This window comes from Pseudomonas sp. CFBP 13710, from assembly GCF_014842235.1.
GTDB classification, from domain to species: Bacteria; Pseudomonadota; Gammaproteobacteria; order Pseudomonadales; family Pseudomonadaceae; genus Aquipseudomonas; species Aquipseudomonas baltica.
Genome location: NZ_JACYVJ010000001.1, coordinates 110,857 through 134,591 on the forward strand (window position 1 = coordinate 110,857; position 23,735 = coordinate 134,591).

At 63.1% G+C, this 23,735-nt stretch carries 20 protein-coding genes; 13 read left to right on the forward strand and 7 right to left on the reverse strand.

What is annotated here, in order from left to right; all coding sequences use genetic code 11:
• Positions 1-84: 84 nt before the first annotated feature.
• Complete coding sequence (locus tag IFT44_RS00520) at positions 85-1,020, reverse strand: alpha/beta fold hydrolase (protein ID WP_192054389.1); 936 nt, start codon at positions 1,018-1,020, stop codon at positions 85-87.
• A 93-nt stretch (positions 1,021-1,113) separates the two neighbouring features.
• Between IFT44_RS00520 and IFT44_RS00525 the strand changes: the two genes are divergently transcribed.
• A complete protein-coding gene (locus tag IFT44_RS00525; RefSeq protein WP_122478533.1) occupies positions 1,114-1,698 on the forward strand; it encodes a CGNR zinc finger domain-containing protein in 585 nt (194 codons plus the stop codon).
• A 7-nt stretch (positions 1,699-1,705) separates the two neighbouring features.
• On the opposite strand, the gene IFT44_RS00530 is transcribed toward IFT44_RS00525, so the two are convergent.
• Both IFT44_RS00530 and IFT44_RS00535 read right to left on the reverse strand, forming a co-directional pair.
• A complete protein-coding gene (locus IFT44_RS00530) occupies positions 1,706-3,109 on the reverse strand; it encodes a heavy metal sensor histidine kinase (RefSeq protein ID WP_192054391.1) in 1,404 nt (467 codons plus the stop codon).
• The gene (locus tag IFT44_RS00535) at positions 3,082-3,777 is read right to left on the reverse strand and encodes a heavy metal response regulator transcription factor (RefSeq protein ID WP_122478529.1); all 696 of its coding nucleotides are present in this window, start codon (positions 3,775-3,777) and stop codon (positions 3,082-3,084) included. Before IFT44_RS00535 ends, IFT44_RS00530 begins: the two co-directional genes overlap by 28 nt.
• 222 nt (positions 3,778-3,999) lie before the next feature.
• On the opposite strand from IFT44_RS00535, the gene IFT44_RS00540 reads away from it, so the two are divergent.
• From IFT44_RS00540 to IFT44_RS00550, 3 genes are all read left to right on the forward strand, one after another.
• Positions 4,000-4,605: a hypothetical protein gene (locus IFT44_RS00540; RefSeq protein ID WP_192054513.1), complete on the forward strand. Its 606-nt coding sequence runs from the start codon at positions 4,000-4,002 to the stop codon at positions 4,603-4,605.
• A gap of 238 nt (positions 4,606-4,843) precedes the next feature.
• Positions 4,844-5,467, forward strand: coding sequence for a cytochrome b/b6 domain-containing protein (locus IFT44_RS00545; protein WP_192175227.1), 624 nt, complete (start codon positions 4,844-4,846; stop codon positions 5,465-5,467).
• Complete coding sequence (locus IFT44_RS00550) at positions 5,460-6,230, forward strand: molybdopterin-dependent oxidoreductase (protein ID WP_192102208.1); 771 nt, start codon at positions 5,460-5,462, stop codon at positions 6,228-6,230. Before IFT44_RS00545 ends, IFT44_RS00550 begins: the two co-directional genes overlap by 8 nt.
• Before the next feature lie 303 nt (positions 6,231-6,533).
• On the opposite strand, the gene IFT44_RS00555 is transcribed toward IFT44_RS00550, so the two are convergent.
• The 3 genes from IFT44_RS00555 to IFT44_RS00565 form a co-directional block, all read right to left on the reverse strand.
• The gene (locus IFT44_RS00555) at positions 6,534-7,499 is read right to left on the reverse strand and encodes a methyltransferase (protein ID WP_192102207.1); all 966 of its coding nucleotides are present in this window, start codon (positions 7,497-7,499) and stop codon (positions 6,534-6,536) included.
• A gap of 16 nt (positions 7,500-7,515) precedes the next feature.
• Positions 7,516-8,877, reverse strand: a complete 1,362-nt coding sequence (locus tag IFT44_RS00560; protein WP_192102206.1) for an iron-containing redox enzyme family protein — start codon at positions 8,875-8,877, stop codon at positions 7,516-7,518.
• Between the two features lie 85 nt (positions 8,878-8,962).
• Positions 8,963-10,480 (reverse strand): MFS transporter, encoded by a 1,518-nt coding sequence (locus IFT44_RS00565; RefSeq protein ID WP_342214247.1) that lies wholly within the window; start codon positions 10,478-10,480, stop codon positions 8,963-8,965.
• A 104-nt stretch (positions 10,481-10,584) separates the two neighbouring features.
• On the opposite strand from IFT44_RS00565, the gene IFT44_RS00570 reads away from it, so the two are divergent.
• The 9 genes from IFT44_RS00570 (at position 10,585) to IFT44_RS00610 (ending at position 22,579) form a co-directional block, all read left to right on the forward strand.
• Complete coding sequence (locus IFT44_RS00570; RefSeq protein WP_192054399.1) at positions 10,585-11,637, forward strand: LacI family DNA-binding transcriptional regulator; 1,053 nt, start codon at positions 10,585-10,587, stop codon at positions 11,635-11,637.
• An 817-nt stretch (positions 11,638-12,454) separates the two neighbouring features.
• Positions 12,455-13,486: a GDP-mannose 4,6-dehydratase gene (gene gmd, locus IFT44_RS00575; RefSeq protein ID WP_122478519.1), complete on the forward strand. Its 1,032-nt coding sequence runs from the start codon at positions 12,455-12,457 to the stop codon at positions 13,484-13,486.
• 43 nt (positions 13,487-13,529) lie between these two features.
• Entirely contained in the window at positions 13,530-14,684 is a 1,155-nt protein-coding gene (locus IFT44_RS00580) for an outer membrane beta-barrel protein (RefSeq protein ID WP_192047287.1), read from the forward strand.
• Positions 14,685-14,710: 26 nt separating this feature from the next.
• A complete protein-coding gene (locus tag IFT44_RS00585) occupies positions 14,711-15,217 on the forward strand; it encodes a polysaccharide biosynthesis/export family protein (RefSeq protein WP_122478517.1) in 507 nt (168 codons plus the stop codon).
• 1 nt (position 15,218) lies between these two features.
• Positions 15,219-17,441: a GumC family protein gene (locus IFT44_RS00590; RefSeq protein ID WP_122478515.1), complete on the forward strand. Its 2,223-nt coding sequence runs from the start codon at positions 15,219-15,221 to the stop codon at positions 17,439-17,441.
• Positions 17,442-17,555: 114 nt separating this feature from the next.
• Positions 17,556-18,950 carry an undecaprenyl-phosphate glucose phosphotransferase gene (locus IFT44_RS00595; protein ID WP_122478513.1) on the forward strand — a complete coding sequence of 465 codons (1,395 nt, stop codon included), beginning with the start codon at positions 17,556-17,558 and terminating at the stop codon, positions 18,948-18,950.
• 14 nt (positions 18,951-18,964) lie between these two features.
• Entirely contained in the window at positions 18,965-20,323 is a 1,359-nt protein-coding gene (locus IFT44_RS00600; RefSeq protein ID WP_185793558.1) for a lipopolysaccharide biosynthesis protein, read from the forward strand.
• Positions 20,320-21,267, forward strand: a complete 948-nt coding sequence (locus IFT44_RS00605; RefSeq protein ID WP_122478509.1) for a glycosyltransferase family 2 protein — start codon at positions 20,320-20,322, stop codon at positions 21,265-21,267. The genes IFT44_RS00600 and IFT44_RS00605 overlap by 4 nt, the downstream gene beginning before the upstream one ends.
• A 28-nt stretch (positions 21,268-21,295) precedes the next feature.
• Positions 21,296-22,579: a hypothetical protein gene (locus tag IFT44_RS00610; RefSeq protein WP_122478508.1), complete on the forward strand. Its 1,284-nt coding sequence runs from the start codon at positions 21,296-21,298 to the stop codon at positions 22,577-22,579.
• On the opposite strand, the gene IFT44_RS00615 is transcribed toward IFT44_RS00610, so the two are convergent.
• Entirely contained in the window at positions 22,563-23,612 is a 1,050-nt protein-coding gene (locus tag IFT44_RS00615) for a glycoside hydrolase family 5 protein (protein WP_342214248.1), read from the reverse strand. The genes IFT44_RS00610 and IFT44_RS00615 overlap by 17 nt on opposite strands.
• Positions 23,613-23,735: the final 123 nt, after the last annotated feature.

Here is a 23,735-nt window from a genome sequence, read left to right on the forward strand (position 1 = left end):
CTCGAGTGGGGTGCTGGTACGACAGCATCCTGCCACTCATTGCTCAACGCCGTCTCGCTGAATGGGGCAGTCGGCACCGCCCCCTCAACGAACGTTCTTGTCGAGGAATTCGCGGATCACCGGAATAATCTCCCGGCCATGGGTTTCCAGGGCGAAGTGGCCGGTGTCGTAGAAGCGAATGTCCGCCTGGGGCAAGTCGCGCTTCCAGGCCTGGGCGCCGGCTGGAAGGAAGAACGGGTCATGCTCGCCCCACACGGCCAGCAGGGGCGGCTGGTACTGGCGGAAGTAGTCCTGAAAGGTGGGGTACATCGCCACGTTGGAGGCGTAATCCAGCACCAGGTCCAGCTGGATGTCGGCATTGCCGGGCCGCGAGATCTGCAGGCCTTCCAGGGTGTAGCCGTCCGGCGAAACCGCGCTTGGGTCGCTGACCCCTTCCAGGTACTGCCATTTGATCGAAGCCGGTGTCGGAAAATCCCGCAAGGCATCGCGGTGCTCTTGGGTAGGCTCGCGCCAGTAGGTCTGGATGGGTGCCCAACCAGCGCCCAAACCTTCCTCATAGGCGTTGCCGTTCTGCGAGATGATCGCACTCACGCGCTCGGGGTGCGCCACGGCCAGGCGCCAACCCACTGGAGCACCGTAGTCGTGGACCATCAACGCGTAGCGGTCCAGCTCGAGCTGTTCGGTGAACTGGCCGATGGTCTGCGCCAGTTGGCTGAAGGTATAGGCGTAGTCGCCCCGGGCGGGCGCTTCGGTGAAGCCGAATGCAGGCAGATCCGGCGCGATCACATGGTAGCGGTCGGCCAGTTGCGGAATCAGGTCGCGAAACATGAACGAAGAGGCGGCAAAGCCATGCAGCAGCAACACCGTGGGCGCGCCCGGATCACCGGCTTCTCGGTAGAACACGTTGACATCGCCGACCTGCTCGTAACGGTAGTGCACCGTGCGGTCGGCATGGGCGTTCGGCGCGGCGCTGGTCAGCAGCGAAGCGGCAAGCGCGGCTGCGGATTTCGAAATGGTCATGACGGCTCCTGATGTAACCCTTGATTGGTGTGTTTGAAGGTTACGGAGCATTCTGGTAACCTGTCAAACTAATTTTATGGGTTACAGGACGTCATGAATCTTACCGCCATCGCTCCTGACACGTTGTTCGTGGCCGACAACCTGGCTCTGGATTTCATCAATACCCAATACGGCGTGGGCGATCAGCAGCACGATTGCCTGCGCGACGACGAGGACGTACTGAAGTGGCTCGACGCTGCTGGCCTGCCTGCGCGGCATGACCAGGCGGACACTGCTCGCGGACTATTGACCCAGGCCCTTGCGCTGCGCGCGTGTGCCAAAGGACTGGTGAACGCCGCGATGACCGGGGAAGAAGCCGACCCTGAAGTGGTCAACCAGATTCTCGAGGCCGGGCGCCCTGTCAGCGGCTTGCAGTGGAATGGCGCGGCACCGGCGTTTCGCATCGCGGTGCAGCCCAGGGATGCTGGTTCGGCAAGCCTGCTGTGGCCGGTGGCCGACGCTCTGGCCAGACTGGTCACGGGGGACACATTCGAGTTCGTTCGGCAATGCGAAGCCCATGACTGCGTGCTGTTCTTTCACGACCTGAGCAAGTCGCATCGACGCCGCTGGTGCAGCATGGCGACCTGTGGCAATCGCATGAAAGTGGCGGCGTTTAGGTCCAGGAAGAAGCCCGAATAGACTTGTTTCAGCCGCTTCCCGGCGCCGGGAAATGCAGCGCAAAGCGGATGCGTCCGGGCTGGGGTTGGGTCACGCTGGCCTCACCGGCGTGCAGTTGCATGATCGCCGCGACAATGGCCAGTCCCAAGCCATTGGAGTCCGAATTATGCTGGCGCGAAGCGTCGCCTCGGTAGAAACGATCGAACAGGCTGGCCAGCGCCGAAGGCTCCAGGGCAGGGCCCTGATTCTCTACCACGATCACGCATTGCCCCTCTGCCGACTCGACGCTGATCAGGGCATCGCTGTGCGGGTCGGCGTAGCGGATCGCGTTGGCCACCAGGTTGCTCAACGCCCGTCGCAATAGCAGCGGGTCGGCGTGCAGGGTGGCGTCACCGGAAATCAGCAGGCGGATCTTGCGTTCTTCGGCGAGCCCTTCGAAATACTCGGTGACTCGCTCCAGTTCATCGTGCACCTGCAGCGGCTGGCGCTGTACCACCGCCTGGGCGTCGTCGGCGCGCGCCAGGAACAGGATGCTTTCGACGATCCGGGAAATACGTTCCAGCTCCTCCAGATTCGACGCCAGCAGTGCCTGGTATTCGTCCGCACTGCGGCCTTGGCGCAGGGCGACCTGGCAGTGCCCCATCAACGAGCCCACCGGGGTGCGGATCTCGTGGGCGAGGTCTGCGGAAAATTGGTTCAGCCGCTGGTAGCCCTCGGCCAGGCGATCGAGCATGGCATTGTAGGCTTCGCTCAACTGCTGCAGTTCGACCGGCGTGTTGTCGCTGCTCATGCGGCTGTGCAGGCGTGCCGGGGAGATGTCGGTGGCGTGCGCCGCCATCTCGCGCAGCGGCCGCAAGCCGCGGCGCAGCAGCACGAAGCCGAGCAAGGCGGTGAGCAGGAACGCCATGCCCACGGCCAGGTAGATCCGCTGGCGGAACTCGCCGAGCATGACCATCTCCTTGACCATGATGTGCGCCGCCGTCAGTTGCACCTCGCGCCCACCGGAGGTGGTCAATACGCTCGCCGCCCGCAGGGGTATGCCCGAGGGTGCCATTCCTGTGCGCAGGTCGGCGCTGCCGGGAATCGCATCGTGGGCGACCGCAGGCACGGAGGGCAGGGTCGCGTGCAGCGGGTTGACTTGAATCACCGGTGGCTGGCCGGTCTCGGCAATGACGAAGATGTCGTCTTCGCTGCCGAGCATGTTCTGGAAGATCTGCGGGCTGCTCGACAGCTTGTCCAGGGTCAGGTCGTAGTGCAGCAGTTTGCGAAAGTGGTCGAGCCGCCCGAGCACGGCGTTGTCGCTGCGCTGCAGCACCGAAGCTTTCATTGATTCGTACAGGTACCAGCCGGCGCCGGCCACGGTGAGCATGGCCACCAGAGAGAAGGCCAGGGTCGAGCGCAGGGTCAGGGAAGGTTGGCGTCGGCTTCGCATGCCCGCACCTCGCAGACGTAACCGATGCCGCGCACGGTGTGGATGAGCTTGACCGGGTAGGGCTGGTCGACCTTGCTGCGCAGGCGCTTGACCGCAACGTCGACCACATTGGTATCGCTGTCGAAATTCATGTCCCATACCTCCGAGGCGATCTGGGTGCGCGAGAGCACGTCGCCCTCGCGCCGCAGCAGCAGGTGCAGCAGGGCGAACTCCTTGTTGGTCAGGGTGATCACTTCCTGTTGCCGCGTCACCCGGCGCCGCAGCAGGTCCAGTTCGAGGTCGGCGAGGTGGAAGCGATCGGCTTCACGGGCGCCGCCGCGGCGCAGGATGGTACGAATGCGCAACAGCAGTTCGGTGAACGAAAAGGGCTTTACCAAGTAGTCGTCGGCGCCCAGCTCCAGGCCCCGAATGCGGTCTTGCAACTGGTCGCGGGCGGTCAGGAACAGCACCGGTACATTCTGCCGCGCGCGCAGCACCTCCATGATCTGGAAGCCGTCGATGCCGGGCAGCATGACGTCGAGCACCAGCAGGTCGTAGGGATTCTCCAGGGCCAGGTGCAAGCCATCGGCGCCGTGCTGCGCCCAGTCGACGTTGTAGCCGGATTCGCCGAGGCCCTTTTTCAGGTACTCGCCGGTCTTGGTGTCGTCTTCGATCAAGAGGATGTGCATCGATCAGGCTCGCTCGGGCGTTCGCGGTTGCCGTGGAGGGTTCGTGGCGGGTGGGTTCGCACAGCGCAGTCTAACCAAGCGGCGCGGCGCTGTCGGTTACATTACCGTCATTGAGGCGCATGCCGCGCGAATGACAGAAATGTCATCGAGCGGTCATGCGCGCGTGCGGGTTGGTGGCCGAGGATGGGTGCACACCTACCGCAAGGAGTCGTACCGATGAAGATCAAAACTGCCCTGTCGACCACTCTGGGCACGTTGCTGCTCAGTGCCGCCGTGATGGCTTCGGCTGCAGACATGCCGGTGGTCAAGCCGATGCGTGGCACGGTCGATGGCCTGGACAACAACACCTTGTCTTTCACCACTCGCAGCGGCGCGCACCAGACCATCGGCCTGACCGACAAGACCGGCATCCGCTTGGTGTCCAAGGCCAACATCGACTCGATCAAGGCTGACAGCTTCATCGGCTCGGCGGCTACTCCCCAGGCAGATGGCACGCTGAAAGCGCTGGAAGTGACCGTGTTCGAACCCAGCCTGAAGGGCAGCGGGGAAGGGCACTACGGTTGGGAAAACGCCGACGGTACCACCGGCACCATGACCAATGGCACGGTCGGCAAGCTGGCCCAGGCCAATGGTCGGACCTTGACCGTGAACTACAAGGGCGGCGAGAAGCAGGTCGTCGTGCCTGAAGATGTGCCGATCGCCTATGTCGAAGCCGGCAAGTCGGAGCAGCTGGTGAAAGGCGCCAAGGTCGTCGTGTTCCCTGCCGAAGACGGCAAGACCGCCCGTGGCGTGGCAGTAGGCAAGGATGGCTTCCAGCCACCGATGTAACCTTTGTCATACCCCCGTGGCCGCGCTCCCACAGGTGGCAGGCGCATCCTTTTCCTTGTGGGAGCGGGTCTCTGCCCGCGAAGGGCGCGCCGCGGTATGGCTGATCCACCGCGGCGCCCTTTTCGCGGGCAGAGCCCGCTCCCACAGGGGATCGGTGCATGCTTCCCCCCATGTGGGAGCGGGTCTCTGCCCGCGAAGGGCGCGGTGGTGTGTTTACTTGACATGGGAGGGCCATTCCATGGCCGTGCGTCGCATACATTCACTGACGGTACGCCTCACCCACTGGATCAATGCCTTCGGCATGACCTGCATGTTCATGAGTGGCTGGGGCATCTACAACGCCTCTCCATTGTTTGCGTTCCGTTTTCCGCCCTCGTTCACTCTGGGTGGTTGGCTGGGTGGCGCGATAGCTTGGCATTTCGCGGTGATGTGGCTGTTGGTGATCAATGGCCTCGTCTACGTCCTCTACGGATTGATCAGCCGCCACTTCAAGCGTGATTTGCTGCCGATCACTCCCCGCGCGGTCAAACGCGACCTGCGCGATGCCCTGCGTTTGCGGCTGATCCATGAAAAGGGCGTCTACAACGCGGTGCAACGCCTCATGTACTGGCTGGTACTGGCGGCCGGGGTGCTGATTCTGGTATCCGGGGTAGCCATCTGGAAGCCCATCCAGTTCCAGGAGCTGGTAGCACTGCTGGGCGGCTACGATTTCGCCCGCTACGTCCATTTCGCCGCGATGTCTGCCATCGGCGCCTTTACAGTGGTGCACCTGGTCCTGGTGCTGCTGGTGCCCAAGACGCTGCCGCCGATGATCACCGGCGGGGTAAGGCCTTCGACTACCGGGAAGACCGATCATGAATGAACCCAAATCCCGCCGGGTGGCTCCGATAATCCTGGAACCGGCCCAGCGCAGCCAGCTCGAAAGCCTGCAACGCCGACATTTCCTGCGCGGCGGCCTCACCGTCGGCGCCATGGCGATGCTCAGCGGCTGCAATCTGCAGGACGGTGATCAGGTCGACAAGGTGCTCTGGGCCATGTCGCGCTGGAACGATCGAGTGCAAGCCTGGCTGTTCAACGGCCAGCGTCTGGCGCCTACCTACAGCAAGGCGCAGATGACCCAACCGTTCCCGTTCAACGCGTTCTACAGCGAGGACGACATCCCCGATATCGACGTATCGGGCTACGCCCTGGCAGTATCCGGCCTGGTGCGCGACAAGGCGTCGTGGACACTCGAAGGCCTGCGCAAGCTTCCGCAGCAGACAGACATCACCCGGCTGATCTGCGTCGAAGGCTGGAGCGCCATTGGCCAGTGGGGCGGGGTGCCGTTGAAAACCTTCCTCGAGCACATTGGCGCCGATACCACAGCCAAATTCGTCGGATTCAAGTGCGCCGACCGCTACTACTCGAGCCTGGACATGCCCACCGCGCTGCATCCGCAGACGCTCCTGGCCCTGGACTATGGCGAGGTTGCGCTGCCGCCCGAATATGGCTACCCATTGCGGGTCCGTGTGCCGACCAAGCTGGGCTTCAAGAACCCCAAGCACATCGTCGAGATCTTCGTCAGCAACGATTATCCCGGCGGCTATTGGGAAGACCAGGGCTACAACTGGTTCAGCGGCATATAGCCGCGCGCGACGCGGCTCGCGCCGCTGCTACAGGGGTTCAGCGGCATCTGGAAGCGCGCATCCCCCTGTAGCAGCGGCGCAAGCCGCGTCGGCGGTAAATGCGGCCCCCCCTGACACACCGCAGTAAACCCGGACGCGGCTTGCGCCGCTGCTACAGGGGTTCAGCGGCATCTGGAAGCGCGCATCCCCCTGTAGCAGCGGCGCAAGCCGCGTCGGCGGTAAATGCGGTCCCCCTGATACACCGCAGTGAACCCGGACGCGGCTTGCGCCGCTGCTACAGAGCTTTGCAAAACCCTCGCAAGGTCAGGTTCTGGTGACGGTGAGGACCACGGCGGCGATTCGTTCGGCCTGGCGATACCCGGGGGTTTCCAGCTCTTCGCCGAATACGTCCGGGTCCACCTCTTCGTAGGTCCATTGAAACCCTGGTACGTCCACCAGCGGCTGCACCTGGGTCAGAAACAAATCGACGCCGGCCATCGACGGCGCGCCGGTGTACAGCAGCAGACTGCCGCCGGGCGCCAATCGACCCAACGCCTCGCTGGCGATGCGCACCGACAAGGCCGACCCCAGTTCGCCGCCGCCGTCGCGGTAGGCCCGTGCCTGGGGATCCTGCATGTACGGAGGGTTGGCAACGATCAGATCGAAATCCCCGCTGGTGCCCTGCAGCACGTCGCTGTGCCAGGCCGCTACATTGGCTACGCCCGCCAGTGCCGCATTGACTGCAGTGAAACGCAACGCCGCAGGATTGATATCCACTGCCTGAACCTGCGCTTCGCGGCGCGCCAGGGCAATCAGAATCGCCCCTGCGCCGCTGCCGCAACCGATATCGACCGCGCTGCGGATCGGCTGCCGGGACTCGTGCAGGTGCTTCTCGATGGCCCGTGCAAAACGATAGGTATCGGGCCCAAAGAAAACCGAATCGTGGGCGACGGTCGGATAGGCCGAGTGAACGAACAACTGCCCGCCCAGGCTGGACCAGCGCACCTCGCTGCGCAGCAGCCCCGACTGCTCGCTGACGATGGCATTTTCCAGCAATGCCGCCGTCTCCACTTCGGGTAACAGGTTGGATTCGAACGGGCGACTCCAGCCGAACACATCGCGCAGGTCACGGGCGACCGCGTTGCCAGGCCGCTCGTTGTTGCGCTGATGGGTCAGCGGCGTCACCGTCACAAAGCGGTAGCCATCTGCTTGCAAGCGGCGACCCAGCTGGAGCAGCACCTGGTCCAGTTCCGCGCCCTCGACGGTTGGGCACACGTTCACCTGGTTCATGTCAGAGCCTCGTACCTCAATATTCATGGCTCAGCGCTCCCTCGCTCAGTCGCTGAGTGAATGCCCGGGTCGCTTCCAACCCCTCGGGCGATGCGTGCAGCGATGGCGACATCTTGCGAATCAGTGCCTGGGTCGGTTCCGCAGGCCGGGCTGTGCCGGTCGCAATGGCGACCGCGGGTGCGCGTTGGCGAAAGCGTGCCCTGAACGGATTGCTGGCGCCGGACTGATCGTCCAGCCAATCGCCGGCGATCCAGTCCTTGAGCAACTGCCGTTCGTAACCGTTGAACACGCCGAACATGGGCGCGCCCGGCCCATCGAGCATCTGCCAGAAACGGCTGGCCTCGGGGTCCTGGTGTCGCTTGATCCAGCCCTTGTTTTCCAGCGCGGTCAGAAAAGCGCCGCACTGGCCCGGCTTGGCCAGCCACTCGTTGACGGTCCTGCCTTCGAGGCGGCAGTAGTCTGAATGCATGTACTGGCCAAAGCCGCGCTTGCGCTCCAGCATCTGCACCACCTCATGGTCCAGATCGAAGCCCTCGATCACTGCGGCAGAGCCGATACCCAAGTCGTTGAGGTTGTAGCCTGCCCGCAGCCTCTGCAGAAACGCAGCGTTGTCCGCACCGCCCGGCAGCAGATCGAGCACGGCCGCTACCGCCTTGTGGGCATGCCCAGTGCCAGCGTTGTCGATGGTCACGTGCAAGGTGAAATAGTAAGGGTCGATGCCCAGCTCGTTCAGTTCGAACGCAGTGATCAGCAGGTGCAGCGGCAGTTGCTCGTAGCCCAGGTTGTAGCCGATCACCTCGGGCAGGAAGTCCTCGCTGGCCTGGCCCAAGGCCAACTGAATGGCGCCTTGCAGGTACAGCTCGTCGGCCAGGTCGTGGGTCGCCAGGCAGTCGTGCTCGGCCAACAGCGCGCGGTACAGCGTGACGTGGTTGAGTGAGGGATCACCGTCGCCCAACTCTTCGAGGTAGGTGCGGATCAGGCCGTGATAGCGCCAGTCCGCCGCATGCTTGACGGTGCCGAACAACCACGCGCCATCGACCAGCTTGCTCGGTGCCACCTGTTGCAGGAAATACAGGGCGTGGGCCTTGTTGCTGAAAAACCGTCGGGGCGCGCCGGCGTGGCGCAGGGCAAGATACTCGGAATACTGGCGACCCACCGCCGCGGCGTTGTCGGCCACCCACTGCAGCAGCTGCGCAGGGTTCGAGGGCATCGGGCAGGGCAGCTCGGCCGCCAGCGCCAGTTGTTCTTCGAGAAACTGCTTCGCCCGTCCTGGCTCGGTGGCGTCGGTCTGGTCGAGCAGCGACCGGTAGAGCGGCAGGGCAGTAGGCTCGGGCCTGGCCCCTGAATGCGGATGGCCAGTGGATTCAAGCGGGATCATGACAGCACCCATCGTGTTTTTGGTGTCTGGTTTCGAGTGAGCCCGCCTGCAGAAATTCACCTGGACCGACGAACGCCCCTGCCGATCACGCCGCTTGGCTGTGGGTGTGCCCATGGCGATGCAGCGCCACCCAGATCACTACACTGAGAACCCCGATCAAGGTCGCTGCCGATCCCAGCACCAGGTTGTGCGAAGTGCTGAACGCGGCTTGGCCAGCGGCGACCAGCTCGGCAGCCTGCGGGCCACCCAGCACCTTCGCCGCGCTCATGGTTTCACCGATCGAATGCCGGGCGGTCTCCGCGATTGCCGGGGGTAGCCCTTCAGGCAGCTGGATAGAGCGGGTGTAGCCGCTGCCCAGGACGATACCGAACCCGGTGATGCCCAGCCCTGTGCCCAGGTCATAGCTGGTGGCTTCGAGCGCGCCGGCCGAGCCGGCCTTGTGCGGCGGCGTACTGCTCATGATCGCTACCGACGATGCCGTCAGGCCAATGCTCAGGGACAGACCCAGCATCACCAGCAGGCCGATCACGGCCCATCCGCTGTGGTGCAGGTCAGCCATGGCCAGCCCTGCCAGGCTGGCGCTGGCAGCAGCCAGCGACAGACTGCCCACCCAGCGCAGGCCAATGGCACGCAACAGCAGACCCGCCAAGGGCCCGCCGACCGCCGAGGCGATCATCAACGGCAAGAGGAACATGCCGGCCTGGAGCGGTGTCTGGCCGAGCACGAATTGCAGCTCCTGGGCCAGCATCAATTCGACCCCGGCCAGGGCGCCCATCACCACCAATGCCATGACCACGCCTGCGCTGATCGCCGGTGAGCGGAACAGGCTGAGGTCGAGCATGGGGCGTGCGGCGTGCAATTGCTTGTGCCCGAACCAGCCCAGCATGCTCAGGCCGATCAGTGCCGAGGCGCTGGTGACGAACACCGAGCTGCCGGGCTTGAACCCGGACTTGAGCGCATAGACAGTGGCCATGATACCCAGCATCAGGATCAATGCCTGGCCGATGGTCCAGTTGCCGTCGCCGGTGATGGAGGTGCGCGGCACATGCTTGAGCACCAGCGGCATCACCACCAGCATCACCGGCACATTGACCAGAAACACCGCGCCCCACCAGAAATGCTCGAGCAGGGCGCCGCCCACCAATGGCCCGATGGCCGCACCTGCCGAGCCGGTGGCACCCCAGACGCCCAGCGCCAGGGCCCGCTCGCGCTCGTCGTCGAAGGTTTGGCGGATGATCGCCAACGTGCAGGGAATGATCATCGCCGAGCCGAAGGCCATGAACGCCCGAGCGGCGATCAGAGTGGCCACGCTGGGCGAGAACGCCGCAAGCACCGAGCCGAGGCTGAAGATGCACAACCCGGTGATCAACAGCTGGCGATGGCCGATCCGATCGGCGAGGGTACCCATGGGGATCAGCAGGCTGGCCATGATCAACGGGTAGATATCGATGATCCACAGCACCTCGGTGCCAGTGGCCTGCAGCGCCAGGGTCAGCGAGGGGACCGCCACGTGCAGGATGGTCACGTCCAGCACCACGGGCAGAAACACCATCATGACCGCGACCAGTACCCACCAGCGTTTTGCAGATTGAGACGACGACACGGGACTTCCTTGAATTATCGAACGGGCCGCAGGTGCGGCGGCCCGGCACGCGCTGATACCATCACGCCATTGTTCCTGAAGCAAGCTGAGGCATGCGGCACACCATGACGGCAAAGCAACCGGGCAGCAAGGGACGCAGTACCCGCGGTATCACCTTGGTGGATGTCGCGCGTCTGGCAGGTGTGGCGCCGATGACCGTCTCGCGTTATCTGAACGCGCCGGACGCGGTGCGCGAGGAAACCCGGCTGAAGATTCAGCAGGCCATCGTCCAGACCGGCTACGTGCAGAACCGCCTGGCCAGCTCCCTGGCGAGCAATCGCAGCCGTCTGGTCGCCGTGGTCCTGCCGATGGTCACCAATCCGCTGTTCTCCGACACCTTCCAGGCGATCAACGAACGCCTGATGCAGGCAGGCTACCAAGTGCTGCTCGGCGTTTCCGGTTATCAGAGCGAACAGGAGCAGCATCTGCTCGACGTCATCCTCAGTCGACGCCCCGACGGCATCATCCTCACCGGCACCCTGCACACCCAGGCCAGTCGCGCGCGCTTGCGTGCCGCGGCTGTACCCGTGGTGGAGACCTGGGACCTGACCGACGACCCCATCGACATGCTGGTGGGCTTTTCCCATGAACGCGTGGGCAGCGAGGTCGCGCAACGCCTGCTGCGACTGGGCTACCGTCGATTCGCCCTGCTGGCGGTGGACGATCCGCGTGGATTGCGCCGTGCCCAGAGTCTGCTCGATGCTCTCACCCAGGCCGGCATCGGCGATGTTCAGCAGCAGATCTTCGCCGGCTTGCCGACCCTGGAGCAGGGGCGACGGGGGCTCGCTGCGCTGCTCGAGGACGATTGGCCAACCCCGCAGACGCCACCCTTGATGGTGGTTTGTACCTCCGACACCCTCGCTCATGGCGTGCTCACCGAAGCGGCTGCGCGTGGCTTGCCGGTGCCCGAGCGACTGGGTGTGATGGGCTTTGGTGACATGAACTTCGCCAGCCATACCTTTCCGGCCTTGTCCACGGTGCGCATCGACGGTGCGCAGTTGGGTGCCTGTGCGGCTGACCTGTTGCTGCGCCGTCTGCAGCAGCCCGAGCAGGTTGCCGAGATCGTCGATATCGGCTTCTCCCTCATCGAGCGACAGAGCACTCGCGCCGTGTTCTGATTCAACACCGCTGGAAGTCTTCTGCGTCTGCCGAAGCGACCGAAACCGATTTGAAGGAGTGGGTTCAGTAACGTACCCACGGTGCCTGGTCTTGGCACAGCGCTGCGCACGCAAGTCAAGGCCCGTGCCGATGCACTGATCGATGAGACCCGTTGAGTCGGTTTACTGGCGTTTGTGCCTTCGCCATCGGTCAGGGTCCTGGCGGTACGGCCGCAAAACTGTTTCGCGTGCGTTGCACAGTGTTCCGTGGCCGATAGGTGCAGCCCTCGGCCACCGGGGGCTGTAGCGTGTCGGTCGTCGGGCGGTGGGCAATTTCGCCAATGAACCGTCGCTTTGCGCTGGCGATCTGCCATACACTGTCGCCATGAGCTTCATTGACGCCAATAAAATTGACGAATTGGGCCTGCAGATATTTGGCGCCATCAATCCAGTTTGCATAAGTAGCTGATTTATAAGAACTTTATAAAAAAATACAGCCCTGATAATTTATTTACATGCGGGTGATAGCACTCGGCTTGCACTGCCGGACTTCTGCCACCTAGTATCACCTCGCCTTACCGATGCCGCCCCAGAGTCGGCACTGACAAACAGCGACCTGTTGGTCGCACGAGATCGCCAATGCCTGGGTCACGCCGATTCGTTTCAGCGCCTTTGAGGACTAAACGAGACGTGTACCTGTTTTTTTTGCTCCGATGCTGCGTTTAAACGACGTCCGGACTGAACCTTGTCGCAATAGCTTGTCCAAGGTCAGCTTCGCAGGATGTGCCGTTGGCGTTGCACCGGTCGTTGTTGCTTACCAAAGACTCTGGAGATTTGCATGAAAGCGATTGTCACCGGTGTAACCGGCCAGGATGGAGCGTATCTGACGCAGCTGTTGCTGGAAAAAGGCTACACCGTCTACGGTACCTACCGCCGCACCAGTTCGGTGAATTTCTGGCGCCTGGAAGAGCTGGGTGTCGCTGGCCACGCCAACCTGCACCTGGTCGAGTACGACCTGACCGACCTGTCGGCCAGCATTCGCCTGCTGCAGAACACCGAAGCCACCGAGGTCTACAACCTTGCAGCGCAGAGTTTCGTCGGCGTGTCGTTCGACCAGCCGTTGACTACCGCCGAGATCACCGGAGTAGGGGTGGTCAACCTGCTCGAAGCGATCCGCATCGTCAATCCGAAGATCCGCTTCTACCAGGCGTCCACCTCGGAGATGTTCGGCAAGGTGCAGGCGATCCCGCAGATCGAGAGCACGCCGTTCTATCCGCGCAGCCCGTACGGTGTCGCCAAGCTCTACGCCCACTGGATGACCATCAATTACCGCGAGTCCTACGGGCTGTTCGCCACCAGCGGCATCCTTTTCAACCACGAGTCGCCACTGCGCGGCCGTGAGTTCGTGACCCGCAAGATCACCGACAGCGTGGCCAAGATCAAGCTCGGCAAGCTCGACGTGCTCGAACTGGGCAACCTCGACGCCAAGCGCGACTGGGGTTTCGCCAAGGAATACGTGGAAGGCATGTGGCGCATGCTGCAGGCCGACGAACCCGACACCTTCGTGCTGGCGACCAACCGTACCGAAACCGTGCGCGATTTCGTCAGCATGGCGTTCAAAGCGGTGGATATCAGCCTGGACTGGTCGGGCAAGGATGATGCGGAATGCGGCACCTGCCGCGCGACCGGCAAGGTGCTGGTCAAGGTCAACCCGATGTTTCACCGTCCGGCCGAAGTCGATCTGTTGATCGGTGATCCGGCCAAGGCGCGCGAGATACTGGGCTGGCAGCCGCAGACCAGTCTCGAGGAGCTTTGCCGAATGATGGTCGAGGCAGATCTGCGACGCAACGAAATCGGCTTTTCTTTCTAGGCGCCCTTGGCGTCTACCCCGAATCACGGCAGTGGGAATGGATATGAATAAACAACAGTGGATGGCATGCCTGGCGCTGGCGCCTTGGCCCTTGAGCGCTTGGGCGTTGGAACCGGCAAAAGTCGAGCTTGGTCCCGTGAACTTCACTCCGACTTTGGAGATAAGCGAACGCTACGACGACAACTTTCGTGCAGTGGATCGCAATGAGGACGCGTCGTGGATCACCTCGGTCAAGCCGACCCTGTTGTTTACCCGCGAAACCCGCAACACCGGCTACAAGTTCCAGTATTCGGCCGACAGCCAGACCTACCTGGACCACGCCGACGCCAGTCACATCGACCACGATGCCGAGCTGAGCGGCGTGTGGGCCTTCGATTCGCGCAATCGTCTGGACGCCATTCTCGACTACAAGCGTGGTGAAGAAACCGTCGATTCCGCCGACGAGCGCGAAAACGACAAGTACACCCGTCAGGGCGGTCGCCTGAAGTACACCTTTGGCGCACTCAGCGCCATGAACCAGATCGAACTGGGCGGCGGCTACCGCCAGCAGCGCTATCGCAATGCCGAAGGCATCAACGATGACAAGGAATACGACGCTACCAGCGTCAGCGGTACCTGGTTCCATCGCCTGGGCGGCAGCACCCGTGCCCTGGTCGAGCTGAACCACGTCGACTACGACTACCTGGACTTCGATCGTCGCAACAGCAAAGGCAACCGCGTGCTGTTCGGTATCGACCGCGATGTCACCGCCAAGCTCAGCGGTACCGCCCGCCTGGGTTACGAGCGCAAGGATTTCGAAAGCTCGCAGAGCAACGACTACGGCAGCGGCACCTGGGAAGTGGGCATGGACTACAAGCCACGCACCTATTCCACCATCTCGGTGAACATGCGCCGCGCCTTCGACGAAGGTGACGACGGTGCCAACACCGTGCACGTGACCAGCAGCCGCCTGGGCTGGCGCCACAGCTGGTCGTCGTTCTTCGCCACCGACGTCAACTATCGCTACGCAGATCGCGAGTACCTGGGCACGGGCGGTCGCGACGACAAGCAGAACGCCGCCGGCGCCGAGATCATCTACACCGCCAGCCGCTGGGCCGAGGTTGGCCTGGGCTACAGCCGCGTCGACAACAACTCGAACGTGAACAGCGAAGACTACGTTCGCAACATCTACCTGCTCAGCCTCAAGCTGTCCCTGTGAACTCAACCCAAAGGGGAGAAGCCACCATGTTCAAGCATGCATTGATTGTCGTACTGGCACTGTTCAGCCTGGGAGCCCAGGCCGATGCCTACAAACTCGCTTCGGGCGATGTCATCCGGGTGTCCGTACTGGGTGAACCCGATCTGACCAACGAGGAAGTCCACCTCAACGATTCCGGTACCTTTTCCTACCCCTTTCTCGGCAACGTGAAAGCCCTGGGCAAGACCACCGACGAGATCGAACGCGTCATCACCAAAGGTCTGAGCGGTGATTACCTCAAAGATCCGAAAGTGACCGTGAGCGTGGTCGAATACCGCCCCTTCTATATTGGCGGCGAAGTCAAGGCACCGGGTGGGTATCCCTACAAGCCGGGCCTGACCATGGACCGTGCCATCGCGCTGGCCGGCGGCCTGACCGAGCGTGCTTCGGTCAACCGCATCAACATCAATCGCGGCGGCAGTGCCAAAGCGGCCCAGTTGGCAACACCGGTAGAACCGGGCGACACCATCACCATTGACCAGGGGTTCTTCTGACATGAGCCAGATTGCCGTAAGAAACAGCCAGGGCGTTGCTCCCTGGCAGGCTGTGCCCGCGTCAGAAGAACGCGATGCGCTGGATTCGCGCAAACTGTGGCGCACGCTGTGGCGTCGCCGCGGCATGATCCTCGGCGTTTTCGCGGTAGGCACCGCCGCCGCCGTGATCTACGCGCTGAACATGACCCCGACCTATCGCTCCGTCGCCACTCTGGTCATCGAGCCCAGCGGTAACCAGGTCATCACGTTCCAGCAGACCCCGGACCGTCCCGATCCCAACAGCGATTACCTGCAGACCCAGATGGGCCTGATCCAGAGTCGCGAAGTGGCCGAGCGCGCCGTGCGCGAGCTCGACCTGTCGCACCACGAGGAACTGGACCCACGGCAGAAGCAGTCGCGCCTGGCCAAGATCAAGGCCCAGCTGTCCAACTGGCATGCCGACTGGTTCCCGCAGAGCTGGCATCAGGAGCTCAACTACACCGAGCAGCAGGCGTTCAACAGCGCCGTGATGGAACTGCGCCAGCGCACCAGCGTGACCGTCGTGGGCAAGAGCCACCTGGTCAGCATCGGCGTGACCATGGCCGATGCCGAAACCGGCGCGGCCACCGCCAACGCCTTGGCCCAGGGTTACCTGGCCAGCCGGCAGAACTCGCAGCAGCAGGAATCGCTGACCGCCAGCCGCTGGATGAACACCCGCATGGTCGAGCTGCGCACCCAGCTGCAGCAGGCTGAAAGCAAGTTGCAGGCTTATCGCGATGGCCAGGGCCTGGTCGATGTCGGCGGCGTGGCTACCATCACTGCCAACGAACTGGCTCGTACCAGCGACCGTCTGGTCGACGCACGCCGCGAACGTGCCGATGCCCAGAGCCAGTACCGTCAGGTGCAGGGTCTGTTGGCCCGCGGTGGCAACCTGGACCTGTCCAGCGTGCCTGCGGTCATCAACAACCCGGTGATCCAGCAGTTCCAGGCCGTGGCCGCTACTGCCCAGGCGCGGGTCGACGAGTACAGCCAGCGCTACGGCGACAAGCATCCGCAGATGGTTGCCGCACGCTCCGAACTGCAAGCCGCCCAGGCCAGCCTGCGCAGCCAGGTCAGCCAGGTCGTCGCCGGTCTGCAGCACAACTACCAGTTGGCGCAGGACAACGAGAACTCGTTGCGCTCCTCGTTCAACACCAACAAGCAGGAAATCCAGGACATCTCCCGCAAGGAGTTCGCCCTGCGTGAACTGCAGCGCGATGTCGACAGCAACCGTGACGTGTACAACACGTTCATGACCAAGCTGCGCGAAACCATGGCGACTGCCGACCTGGTCTCGGGCAACGCCCGCGTGGTCGACCCTGCCATTGCACCGCTGTTCCCGACCACGCCGCGCAAGGCCATTCTGGTAGTGCTGGCCGCGCTGCTGTCGCTGATCGCCGGTTGCGCCATTGCCCTGCTGCGTGAAGCCTTGAACAACAGCTTCAAGAACAGCGCCGACGTCGAGCGTGCCCTGCAGCTGCCGGTACTGAGCGTGGTGCCGTTGCTCAAGCGCCGCAACCGTTCGCGCATCCACCGCCAGTTCGAGCGCAACGACGACGCGGCATTCGCCGAAGCCGTACGTACCCTGCGCACCGGCGTGATGCTCAACGACGACGATGTACGTCGCAAGACCCTGGTCCTGACCTCGACCACTCCGGGCGAAGGCAAGACCACCCTGGCGATCAACCTGGCCGGTGCCATGGCCCGCGTCGAACGCGTGCTGTTGGTGGAAGCCGACCTGCGCCGTCCGAAAGTGGCCACCAACCTGGGCCTGGACGCTCAGCACATCGGCCTGGCCGAGTTACTGGCGGGCAAGGCGGGCGTCGATGACTGCCTGCAGACCATCGGTAGCCTGGACGTGATCTGCGCTGGTGAAATGCCCTACAACCCACAGGAACTGCTGGCCAGCACGCGCATGCAGACCTTCCTGGAGTGGGCACGCCACCGCTACGACCGCGTGATTCTGGACACCCCGGCCAGCCAGTCGGTGAGTGACGCAGCACTGCTGTGCGGCATGGCCGATTCGGTGATCTACGTGATCAAGTCCGAAGCCACCAGCATGCCGCTCGTGCGCAAGAGCATCGGTCAGCTGTTGCAGACCGGCGCGCCGATCACCGGTGTGGTCCTCAACCAGGTGTCGCGTCCCGAACCCGGTCAGCGTCGCGACCACTACTATGACTACCTGCCGGCAGCCCCGGCTCAGTAAACCTTTCCGACCTTGCAGCCGCGCCGCTCTCCCTTCGGGGTGAGCCGTGCGCACGGCTGGTCGCGTTACGGAAAATGCCCAACCACGCCGCACTTGTCTGCAGAGGATACATCTATGATTGCGCCTCGCTTGCACCCGATGGTAAATCGTCGGGGCCTGACGTTCTGGACCATGTGGCTCGCGGGTGCCACGCTGGCATGCGCGCTGACATTCAGTGTCCTGTACGCACACTTCAACGAATTCCCGCCCCAGTATCGGGTCCTGATGATGATCGGGGTTCTTGCTTCGGTCCCCGTCTACAGTTTCCTGCACGTTTACCACAAGCGCCTGAACTACCTGAGCGGCCTGTTGCGCCTGCTCGGCGGCTGGCTGACCCTGGTCGCGGCCCTGGCCGTGGTCATCTGGCTCAGTGGCAGCCCGCAGACGCTGGCGCCCGGCATGGCCGTCAAGCTGATCGCCTACGGTTTCCTGGCCCAGGCGGCAACCTTCATCCCGCTGCGCTTCCTGCTCAACCGCCACAACCAGCGCCTGAAGAACGAGCGCAAGGCCGTGATCATCGGCGCCGGTGAACTGGCCGGCAAGCTGGCGCGCCAGCTCAAGCCGCGGGTTCCGGTGCTGGGCGTCATCGCGCCGGACGCCGAAGTCGATGCCGACTGGGTACCGGTGCCGGGCGTGCCGCACCTGGGCGGTTTCGACGAACTGCGCGACATCGTTCAGCGCGAGCAAGTGCGTCGGGTGTACATCGCCCTGCCACTGGATCGCATGGTGCAGATCGAATCGATCTACGTCGACCTGCTCGACCTGGCGGTGGACGTGGTCTGGGTGCCGGACTTCGGCAGCATGATGCTGCTCAACCAGTCGATCTCGCAGATCGAGCAGTTCCCGGCCATCTACCTCAACGAAACCCCGCTGAGCTCGCACCCTGCTGCGGCCATGGCCAAGGACCTGATCGACCGCAGCCTGGCGCTGCTGGCGATCATCGCCCTGGCACCGGTACTGATCAGCTGCGCAGTGGCGGTCAAGCTGTCCTCGCCAGGCCCGGTGTTCTTCCGCCAGGGTCGCGACGGCTGCAACGGCACCGTGATTCACGTCTACAAGTTCCGTTCGATGCGCATGCACGACGACCAGGAAGTGAAGCAGGCCACCCGCAACGATTCGCGCGTAACCCGCGTCGGTGCGTTCCTGCGTCGTTCTTCGCTCGACGAGCTGCCACAGCTGATCAACGTACTGCGCGGCGAAATGGCCCTGGTCGGTCCGCGTCCCCACGCCATCGCCCACAACCATTACTACTGCGACAAATTGATGGCCTACATGGCACGTCATCGCATCAAGCCAGGCATCACCGGCCTGGCCCAGGTCAGCGGCTTCCGTGGCGAAACCGATACCCTGGACAAGATGCAGGGGCGCCTGGAGCGTGACCTGGCCTACATCAATCACTGGTCGTTGTGGCTGGACATCAAGATCCTGATCAAGACCCCGTTCACCCTGTTCTCACGGAACATCTATTGAGCCCGGAGGCTGGGATGGAACACGACTTGAGCCAGGGGCCGACACCGGCCCCCGGCCTCATTCAGCAGTTGCGCCAGAACCGCATGGTGCGGAATCTGGCGACTGCGCTCGGCGGCTCGGCCGGCGCGCAGCTGATCAACCTCGCGCTGATCCCGGTGATCATGCGTATCTACGGCCCCGAAGCGTTCGGGGTGGTGGGTACCTTCCTCAGCCTGACGATCATTCTGATCCCGGCCTGCAGCCTGACCTGGTCGATGGCCATCGTCCTGCCGCAGACCCACCGCGACGCCAGCGGACTGGCCAAGCTGGCGACCGTGGTCGCCTTGCTGGTTTCCATACTGGTTGCCGGCGTGCTGTTGTGGTGGGGGCCGATGCTGGCCGAGCGCTGGAACCTGTCACTGCTCACCCCGTACCTGATGCTGCTACCGCTGGTGATGTTCAGCTCGGCGGTGCTCGAAGTGCTGCAGCAGTGGCTCTATCGCCATGGGCGCTATCGCCTGACCGCCCGAGCCGCCACCAGCCATGCGCTGGTCTACAATGGCATGCGCAGTGTCGGCGGCCTGTTCAACAACAGCGCAACCATGCTGGTGGTCACCAGTGCTCTGTACTACGTGGTGCACAGCCTGCTGATCCTGATCGGCATGGCCATGAGCAAGCCGGCCCCGGCCGAGGTTGCCGAAACCGACGAGGCGCCGCGCAAGACCCTGCGCCAACTGGCCAGCGAATACCGCGACTTCCCACTTTTCCGTGCCCCGCAGGTGTTGATCAACGCCTTGTCGGTGCACATGCCCACACTGGTACTGGCCTCGCTGTTCGGCGCCATACCGGCCGGCTATTTCGCCCTGTGCCTGCAAGTGCTGGCAATGCCCAGCAACTTCATCGGCAAGGCCATGGGCAGCGTCTTCTACCCGCGCATCGCCGCCGCCGTCCATGCGCGTGAAGCGGTGGTCGGCCTGCTGCTCAAGGGCGTCGGCGCGATGACGGCGATCGGCTCGGCGGGTTTCCTGATCCTGGTCATTGCCGGGCCCTGGCTGTTCACCGTGGCCTTCGGTGCCCAGTGGCACGAAGCGGGCGAATACGCGCGCTGGCTGGCCCTGGCGGAATTGGCCCGGTTCGCGGCGATGCCGTGCGAAGTAGCCATCCCGGCCTTGCGCCTGCAGGCCTACTTCCTGGGCTTCGAAGTCTTCGCGACTTCGCTGCGCTTCGGCGCGGTGGCCCTGGGCGCCTTCTGGGGCGGCTCGGCCCTGGCGGTGGTGATGGCCATCGCGGCGGCAAACATTTTCATCTATCTGGCGATGCTGTCGATCGTCGTATTCAAGGCGCGTGCCTGGCAGAACCGCCAGCGTGGCACTCTACAGGAGGCTGAAGCATGACCAGATCCAATAATGACGTATGCGCGATCATCCTCAACTGGAATGGCGCCGATACCACCATCGACTGCATCCGTGCTCTGGACGCGCACTGCCGCGTTCCGGTCGTGGTGATCGACAACGATTCCAAGGACGACAGCGTGTCGCGCCTGCAGCAGTTCCTCAACGATTCGACCGGCCCGGACGTACGGGTGATCGACGAGCGTGCCGCCGGCAGCTATGACACGCCCCATGAGCGCGTCTTGATCGTCAACGAAGGCAACCACGGCTACGCCGGCGGCAACAACGTGGGCATCGACTACGCGATACGCGCAGGCTATCGCTACATCTGGCTGCTCAACAACGACGTGACCGTCGAGGCCGGTGCACTGGAAGCGCTGCGCGATACCCTGGAGCAGTCGCCCAAATGCGGCTTCTCGGCTTCCGTGCTGGTGTATTCGGACCGGCCACAGGTGGTCCAGTGCGTGGGTGGCGGAATGCTCTTCCCCTGGCTGGGCAAGACCAAGCTGATGGGCAAGAACCTGGATCGCACGCAACTGGCCACAGCCGGGCTGCCCGAGCCCGACTACCTGATGGGCGCCAGCCTGATGGTACGTCGCGAGGTGATCGAAGAGGTCGGCATGATGGACCACCGCTACTTCATGTATTCCGAAGAAGTGGACTGGGAACGTCGCGCCGCCGCCGTGGGCTGGCATGGTCGTGTCGCTCTGAACAGCTTCGCTCGCCATGGCGACAGCGGCAGCACCCGTGGCCGCAGCCACATGTTCCACTTCTACCGCAACCGCGCGGCCATCATGTACAACAAGCGCTTTCATTCGACCGCGTGCACTTTCGTCTCGGCGATCGCGCTGGGCGCGATCACCGTGCTGCAGAACCGCGGCAGTGCCAAGAACATCAAGTTCGGCATCAAGGGCATCACCGAGGGCTTGGCGTTCAAATGGCGCTGAGTGATCTATCGTCCACGAGGTAACGGACATGCTCCAGGCTTTGTTCAATCCGCGCACGTTGCTGTGCCTGCTGGTGGTGGTCAACTCCGGCTTCGTTTTCCTGACCGACAACAAGCTGGCGGGGCTGCCGTACCTGCGTGAGCTGTACCTGGCCGGTGTGGTGGGCGCAGCGGTGTTGTTGCTGGCCATGTGGCAACGCCCGTGGCAGTCACGGGCCAGTATGTGGATCCTGTTCATGGGCGTGGCCCTGCCGGTGATGTCCGCACTGTTCTCCTGGTATCACTTCGAGCAGCCGCTGTTCTACGGCCTGCTCGAAGAGCGCCGCAACTTCCTCTACCTGCTGTTCTTCCCGGCCTTGTACCTGATGTTGAAGGCGCAACCGACCCAGGAGCAGCTCGAGCGCTATTTCCTGATCGGTGGCCTGGCGTGCGTGGCGGTAGGCTTCCTCTACTACTTCAAGATCGTCCCGGAAAACGCCGCCGTGGCGTTCAACGTCGACGAGAAGGACTACGGCCTCAACCCGTTGCGTCCGGATCGCTTCAGCATTGGCGGGTCGTATGTGTCGCTGTGCGCGATGATGCTGATGTACCGCCTGCGCCGTCGTATCGAATTGGTCCCGGTGCTGTTGCTCGGCCTGTTCGCCGCCTACCTGTGGCTGGTTCTGCAGACGCGTAACACGATGCTGGTGTGGACCCTGGCGGCGCTGTGGATCTTCCGTGCGCACCTGCATGTGCTGGTCAAGCTGGGCCTGGCAATGATCGTGGTGGGCGGAATCGCCTACATGGTGATGCCGGCGCCGTTCGAAGCGCAGTACGAGCGACTGATGGCCCTGGTGCAGGAAGCGACCGAGCCGGGTGGGGTGCGTGCCGATACCACGGCGATCATTCTGCGTGACACCGCGGCGAACTGGTACGTAGGGATGGGGGCGTTGTCGCTGCAGTGGCAGGGCGGGTTCTCGCGCCTGTACAGCTCGTACTTCTACCTGTCGGACGTGGGCTTGCTGGGCGTGCTGTATCGCTACGGCTTCATCATGCCGCTGATCATTCTGGTGTACTTCGTCGGATTCTGGAGAATCAGCCGTCAGTGCCGCAACAAAGGCGACCTGCTGGCTGCCTTTGTCCTGGACATGTGCTTCAACCTGATCAACCTGTTCCTGTCGCCGGCCATGATGTACGACGGCAACATCGCAGCGCTCGCGGTTGCGGCATTCGTCTATTACGGTCAGGTGAGGGTGCCGGCATCGCAACCGGCCGATCGTCCCTTGGAACGACCGGCCGGCCCTGTGGGCCTGGCGATCAGGTCGGGCCGATAGCCTTGCACTTCGGCTCTTTCAGGTACCTGCCCATGACCGACCATTGAGGACGGGCCTTGCCGTTGATCGGCTCGACCGCCATGAAGTAGCCACCCCAGTAAGGGCCGCTCGACCAGTAGGTGAGCGGCATGCACTGCAGGGCCAGGTACTTGTGCAGCCGCTCGGCCGCGTCCAGCCAGCGGGGGTCATTGTCAGGGACGCCGAACTCGCCGATGTGGCCTTTCTTGCCGTTGCGCTTGAGCCACTCGACGAAGGGCTTGGCTCGGTTTACCCCGATATCCGGATCCCATTTGCCGGAAATTCGATTCTTGTAGTTACCACTGCCGTCTGGATCGATGTAGATATGCGCGGAAAAGATCAGCTTGTTCGACGGGTCCTTGAGTTTGAGCAGCTCGTCGTTATAGTGCGGCCAGCGTTCGGCACTGGCCCACGAGCGGCCCTCGACGTAGATCGGACGAGTCTTGTCGATGCTGCGTATGGCGTCGATGCCAGCCTGCGCCGCAGTCGGCCAGATGGCGTCGGATTCGTCGTGCGGCTCGTTCATCAGGTCGTAGCCGGCCAGCGCACTGTAGGGGCTCCAGCGGCGGGCCATCTGAGTCATGAGGTTCTTGTAGTGAGCCACGGTGACTTCCCTGGTGCCGATGATCTTGCCGCGGTAGCGCCCGTAGTTGTGCACGTCGAGGATCACTTGCATGTTCGCCTGTGCAGCCTGCACCAGCATCTTGTCGATCAACTTGGCATAGGTGGGGTCGAATGCCCCACCCAGCGTGGGTTGCAGGCGCTCCCACTTGAGCGGAAAACGCACGCTTTGAATGCCGCGACGCTTCCAGTTGGCAAAGAAACCTTCGCGCGGAAAGAAATAATGCGTACCTTCCACGCCCGGAAACGCATTCTCGGAGAACTCCGCCCCCGATACGTTGATCTGAACCATCGGCACATCCGCGAATGCGGCGCCAGAGCCCAGCACCAGCGCCATCGACATCGCCGCACTCAACAGTGCACGACGAGGACGAGACGGGTGGAGTTGAGGCACGAAAGGTACTGCGCGCCCGGAATCTGCACGTGAATACAACCTTTTGCTGTTCATTGGCTCAGCCTATGGATGGAAACCAGTCAATTACCATGCTTCAGACGAATAAGCCGAATCGTCCAAGCT

What these genes read in the sequence shown, in the direction of transcription:
- IFT44_RS00600 (WP_185793558.1), top strand. Translation starts at nt 18,965, where the DNA reads ATGGAACACGACTTGAGCCAGGGGCCGACACCGGCCCCCGGCCTCATT.
- IFT44_RS00545 (WP_192175227.1), top strand. Translation starts at nt 4,844, where the DNA reads ATGGCCGTGCGTCGCATACATTCACTGACGGTACGCCTCACCCACTGG.
- IFT44_RS00560 (WP_192102206.1), bottom strand. Translation starts at nt 8,877, where the DNA reads ATGATCCCGCTTGAATCCACTGGCCATCCGCATTCAGGGGCCAGGCCC.
- IFT44_RS00530 (WP_192054391.1), bottom strand. Translation starts at nt 3,109, where the DNA reads ATGCGAAGCCGACGCCAACCTTCCCTGACCCTGCGCTCGACCCTGGCC.
- IFT44_RS00580 (WP_192047287.1), top strand. Translation starts at nt 13,530, where the DNA reads ATGAATAAACAACAGTGGATGGCATGCCTGGCGCTGGCGCCTTGGCCC.
- IFT44_RS00585 (WP_122478517.1), top strand. Translation starts at nt 14,711, where the DNA reads ATGTTCAAGCATGCATTGATTGTCGTACTGGCACTGTTCAGCCTGGGA.
- IFT44_RS00520 (WP_192054389.1), bottom strand. Translation starts at nt 1,020, where the DNA reads ATGACCATTTCGAAATCCGCAGCCGCGCTTGCCGCTTCGCTGCTGACC.
- IFT44_RS00590 (WP_122478515.1), top strand. Translation starts at nt 15,219, where the DNA reads ATGAGCCAGATTGCCGTAAGAAACAGCCAGGGCGTTGCTCCCTGGCAG.
- IFT44_RS00570 (WP_192054399.1), top strand. Translation starts at nt 10,585, where the DNA reads ATGACGGCAAAGCAACCGGGCAGCAAGGGACGCAGTACCCGCGGTATC.
- IFT44_RS00525 (WP_122478533.1), top strand. Translation starts at nt 1,114, where the DNA reads ATGAATCTTACCGCCATCGCTCCTGACACGTTGTTCGTGGCCGACAAC.
- IFT44_RS00595 (WP_122478513.1), top strand. Translation starts at nt 17,556, where the DNA reads ATGATTGCGCCTCGCTTGCACCCGATGGTAAATCGTCGGGGCCTGACG.
- IFT44_RS00605 (WP_122478509.1), top strand. Translation starts at nt 20,320, where the DNA reads ATGACCAGATCCAATAATGACGTATGCGCGATCATCCTCAACTGGAAT.
- gmd (WP_122478519.1), top strand. Translation starts at nt 12,455, where the DNA reads ATGAAAGCGATTGTCACCGGTGTAACCGGCCAGGATGGAGCGTATCTG.
- IFT44_RS00535 (WP_122478529.1), bottom strand. Translation starts at nt 3,777, where the DNA reads ATGCACATCCTCTTGATCGAAGACGACACCAAGACCGGCGAGTACCTG.
- IFT44_RS00610 (WP_122478508.1), top strand. Translation starts at nt 21,296, where the DNA reads ATGCTCCAGGCTTTGTTCAATCCGCGCACGTTGCTGTGCCTGCTGGTG.
- IFT44_RS00550 (WP_192102208.1), top strand. Translation starts at nt 5,460, where the DNA reads ATGAATGAACCCAAATCCCGCCGGGTGGCTCCGATAATCCTGGAACCG.
- IFT44_RS00555 (WP_192102207.1), bottom strand. Translation starts at nt 7,499, where the DNA reads ATGAACCAGGTGAACGTGTGCCCAACCGTCGAGGGCGCGGAACTGGAC.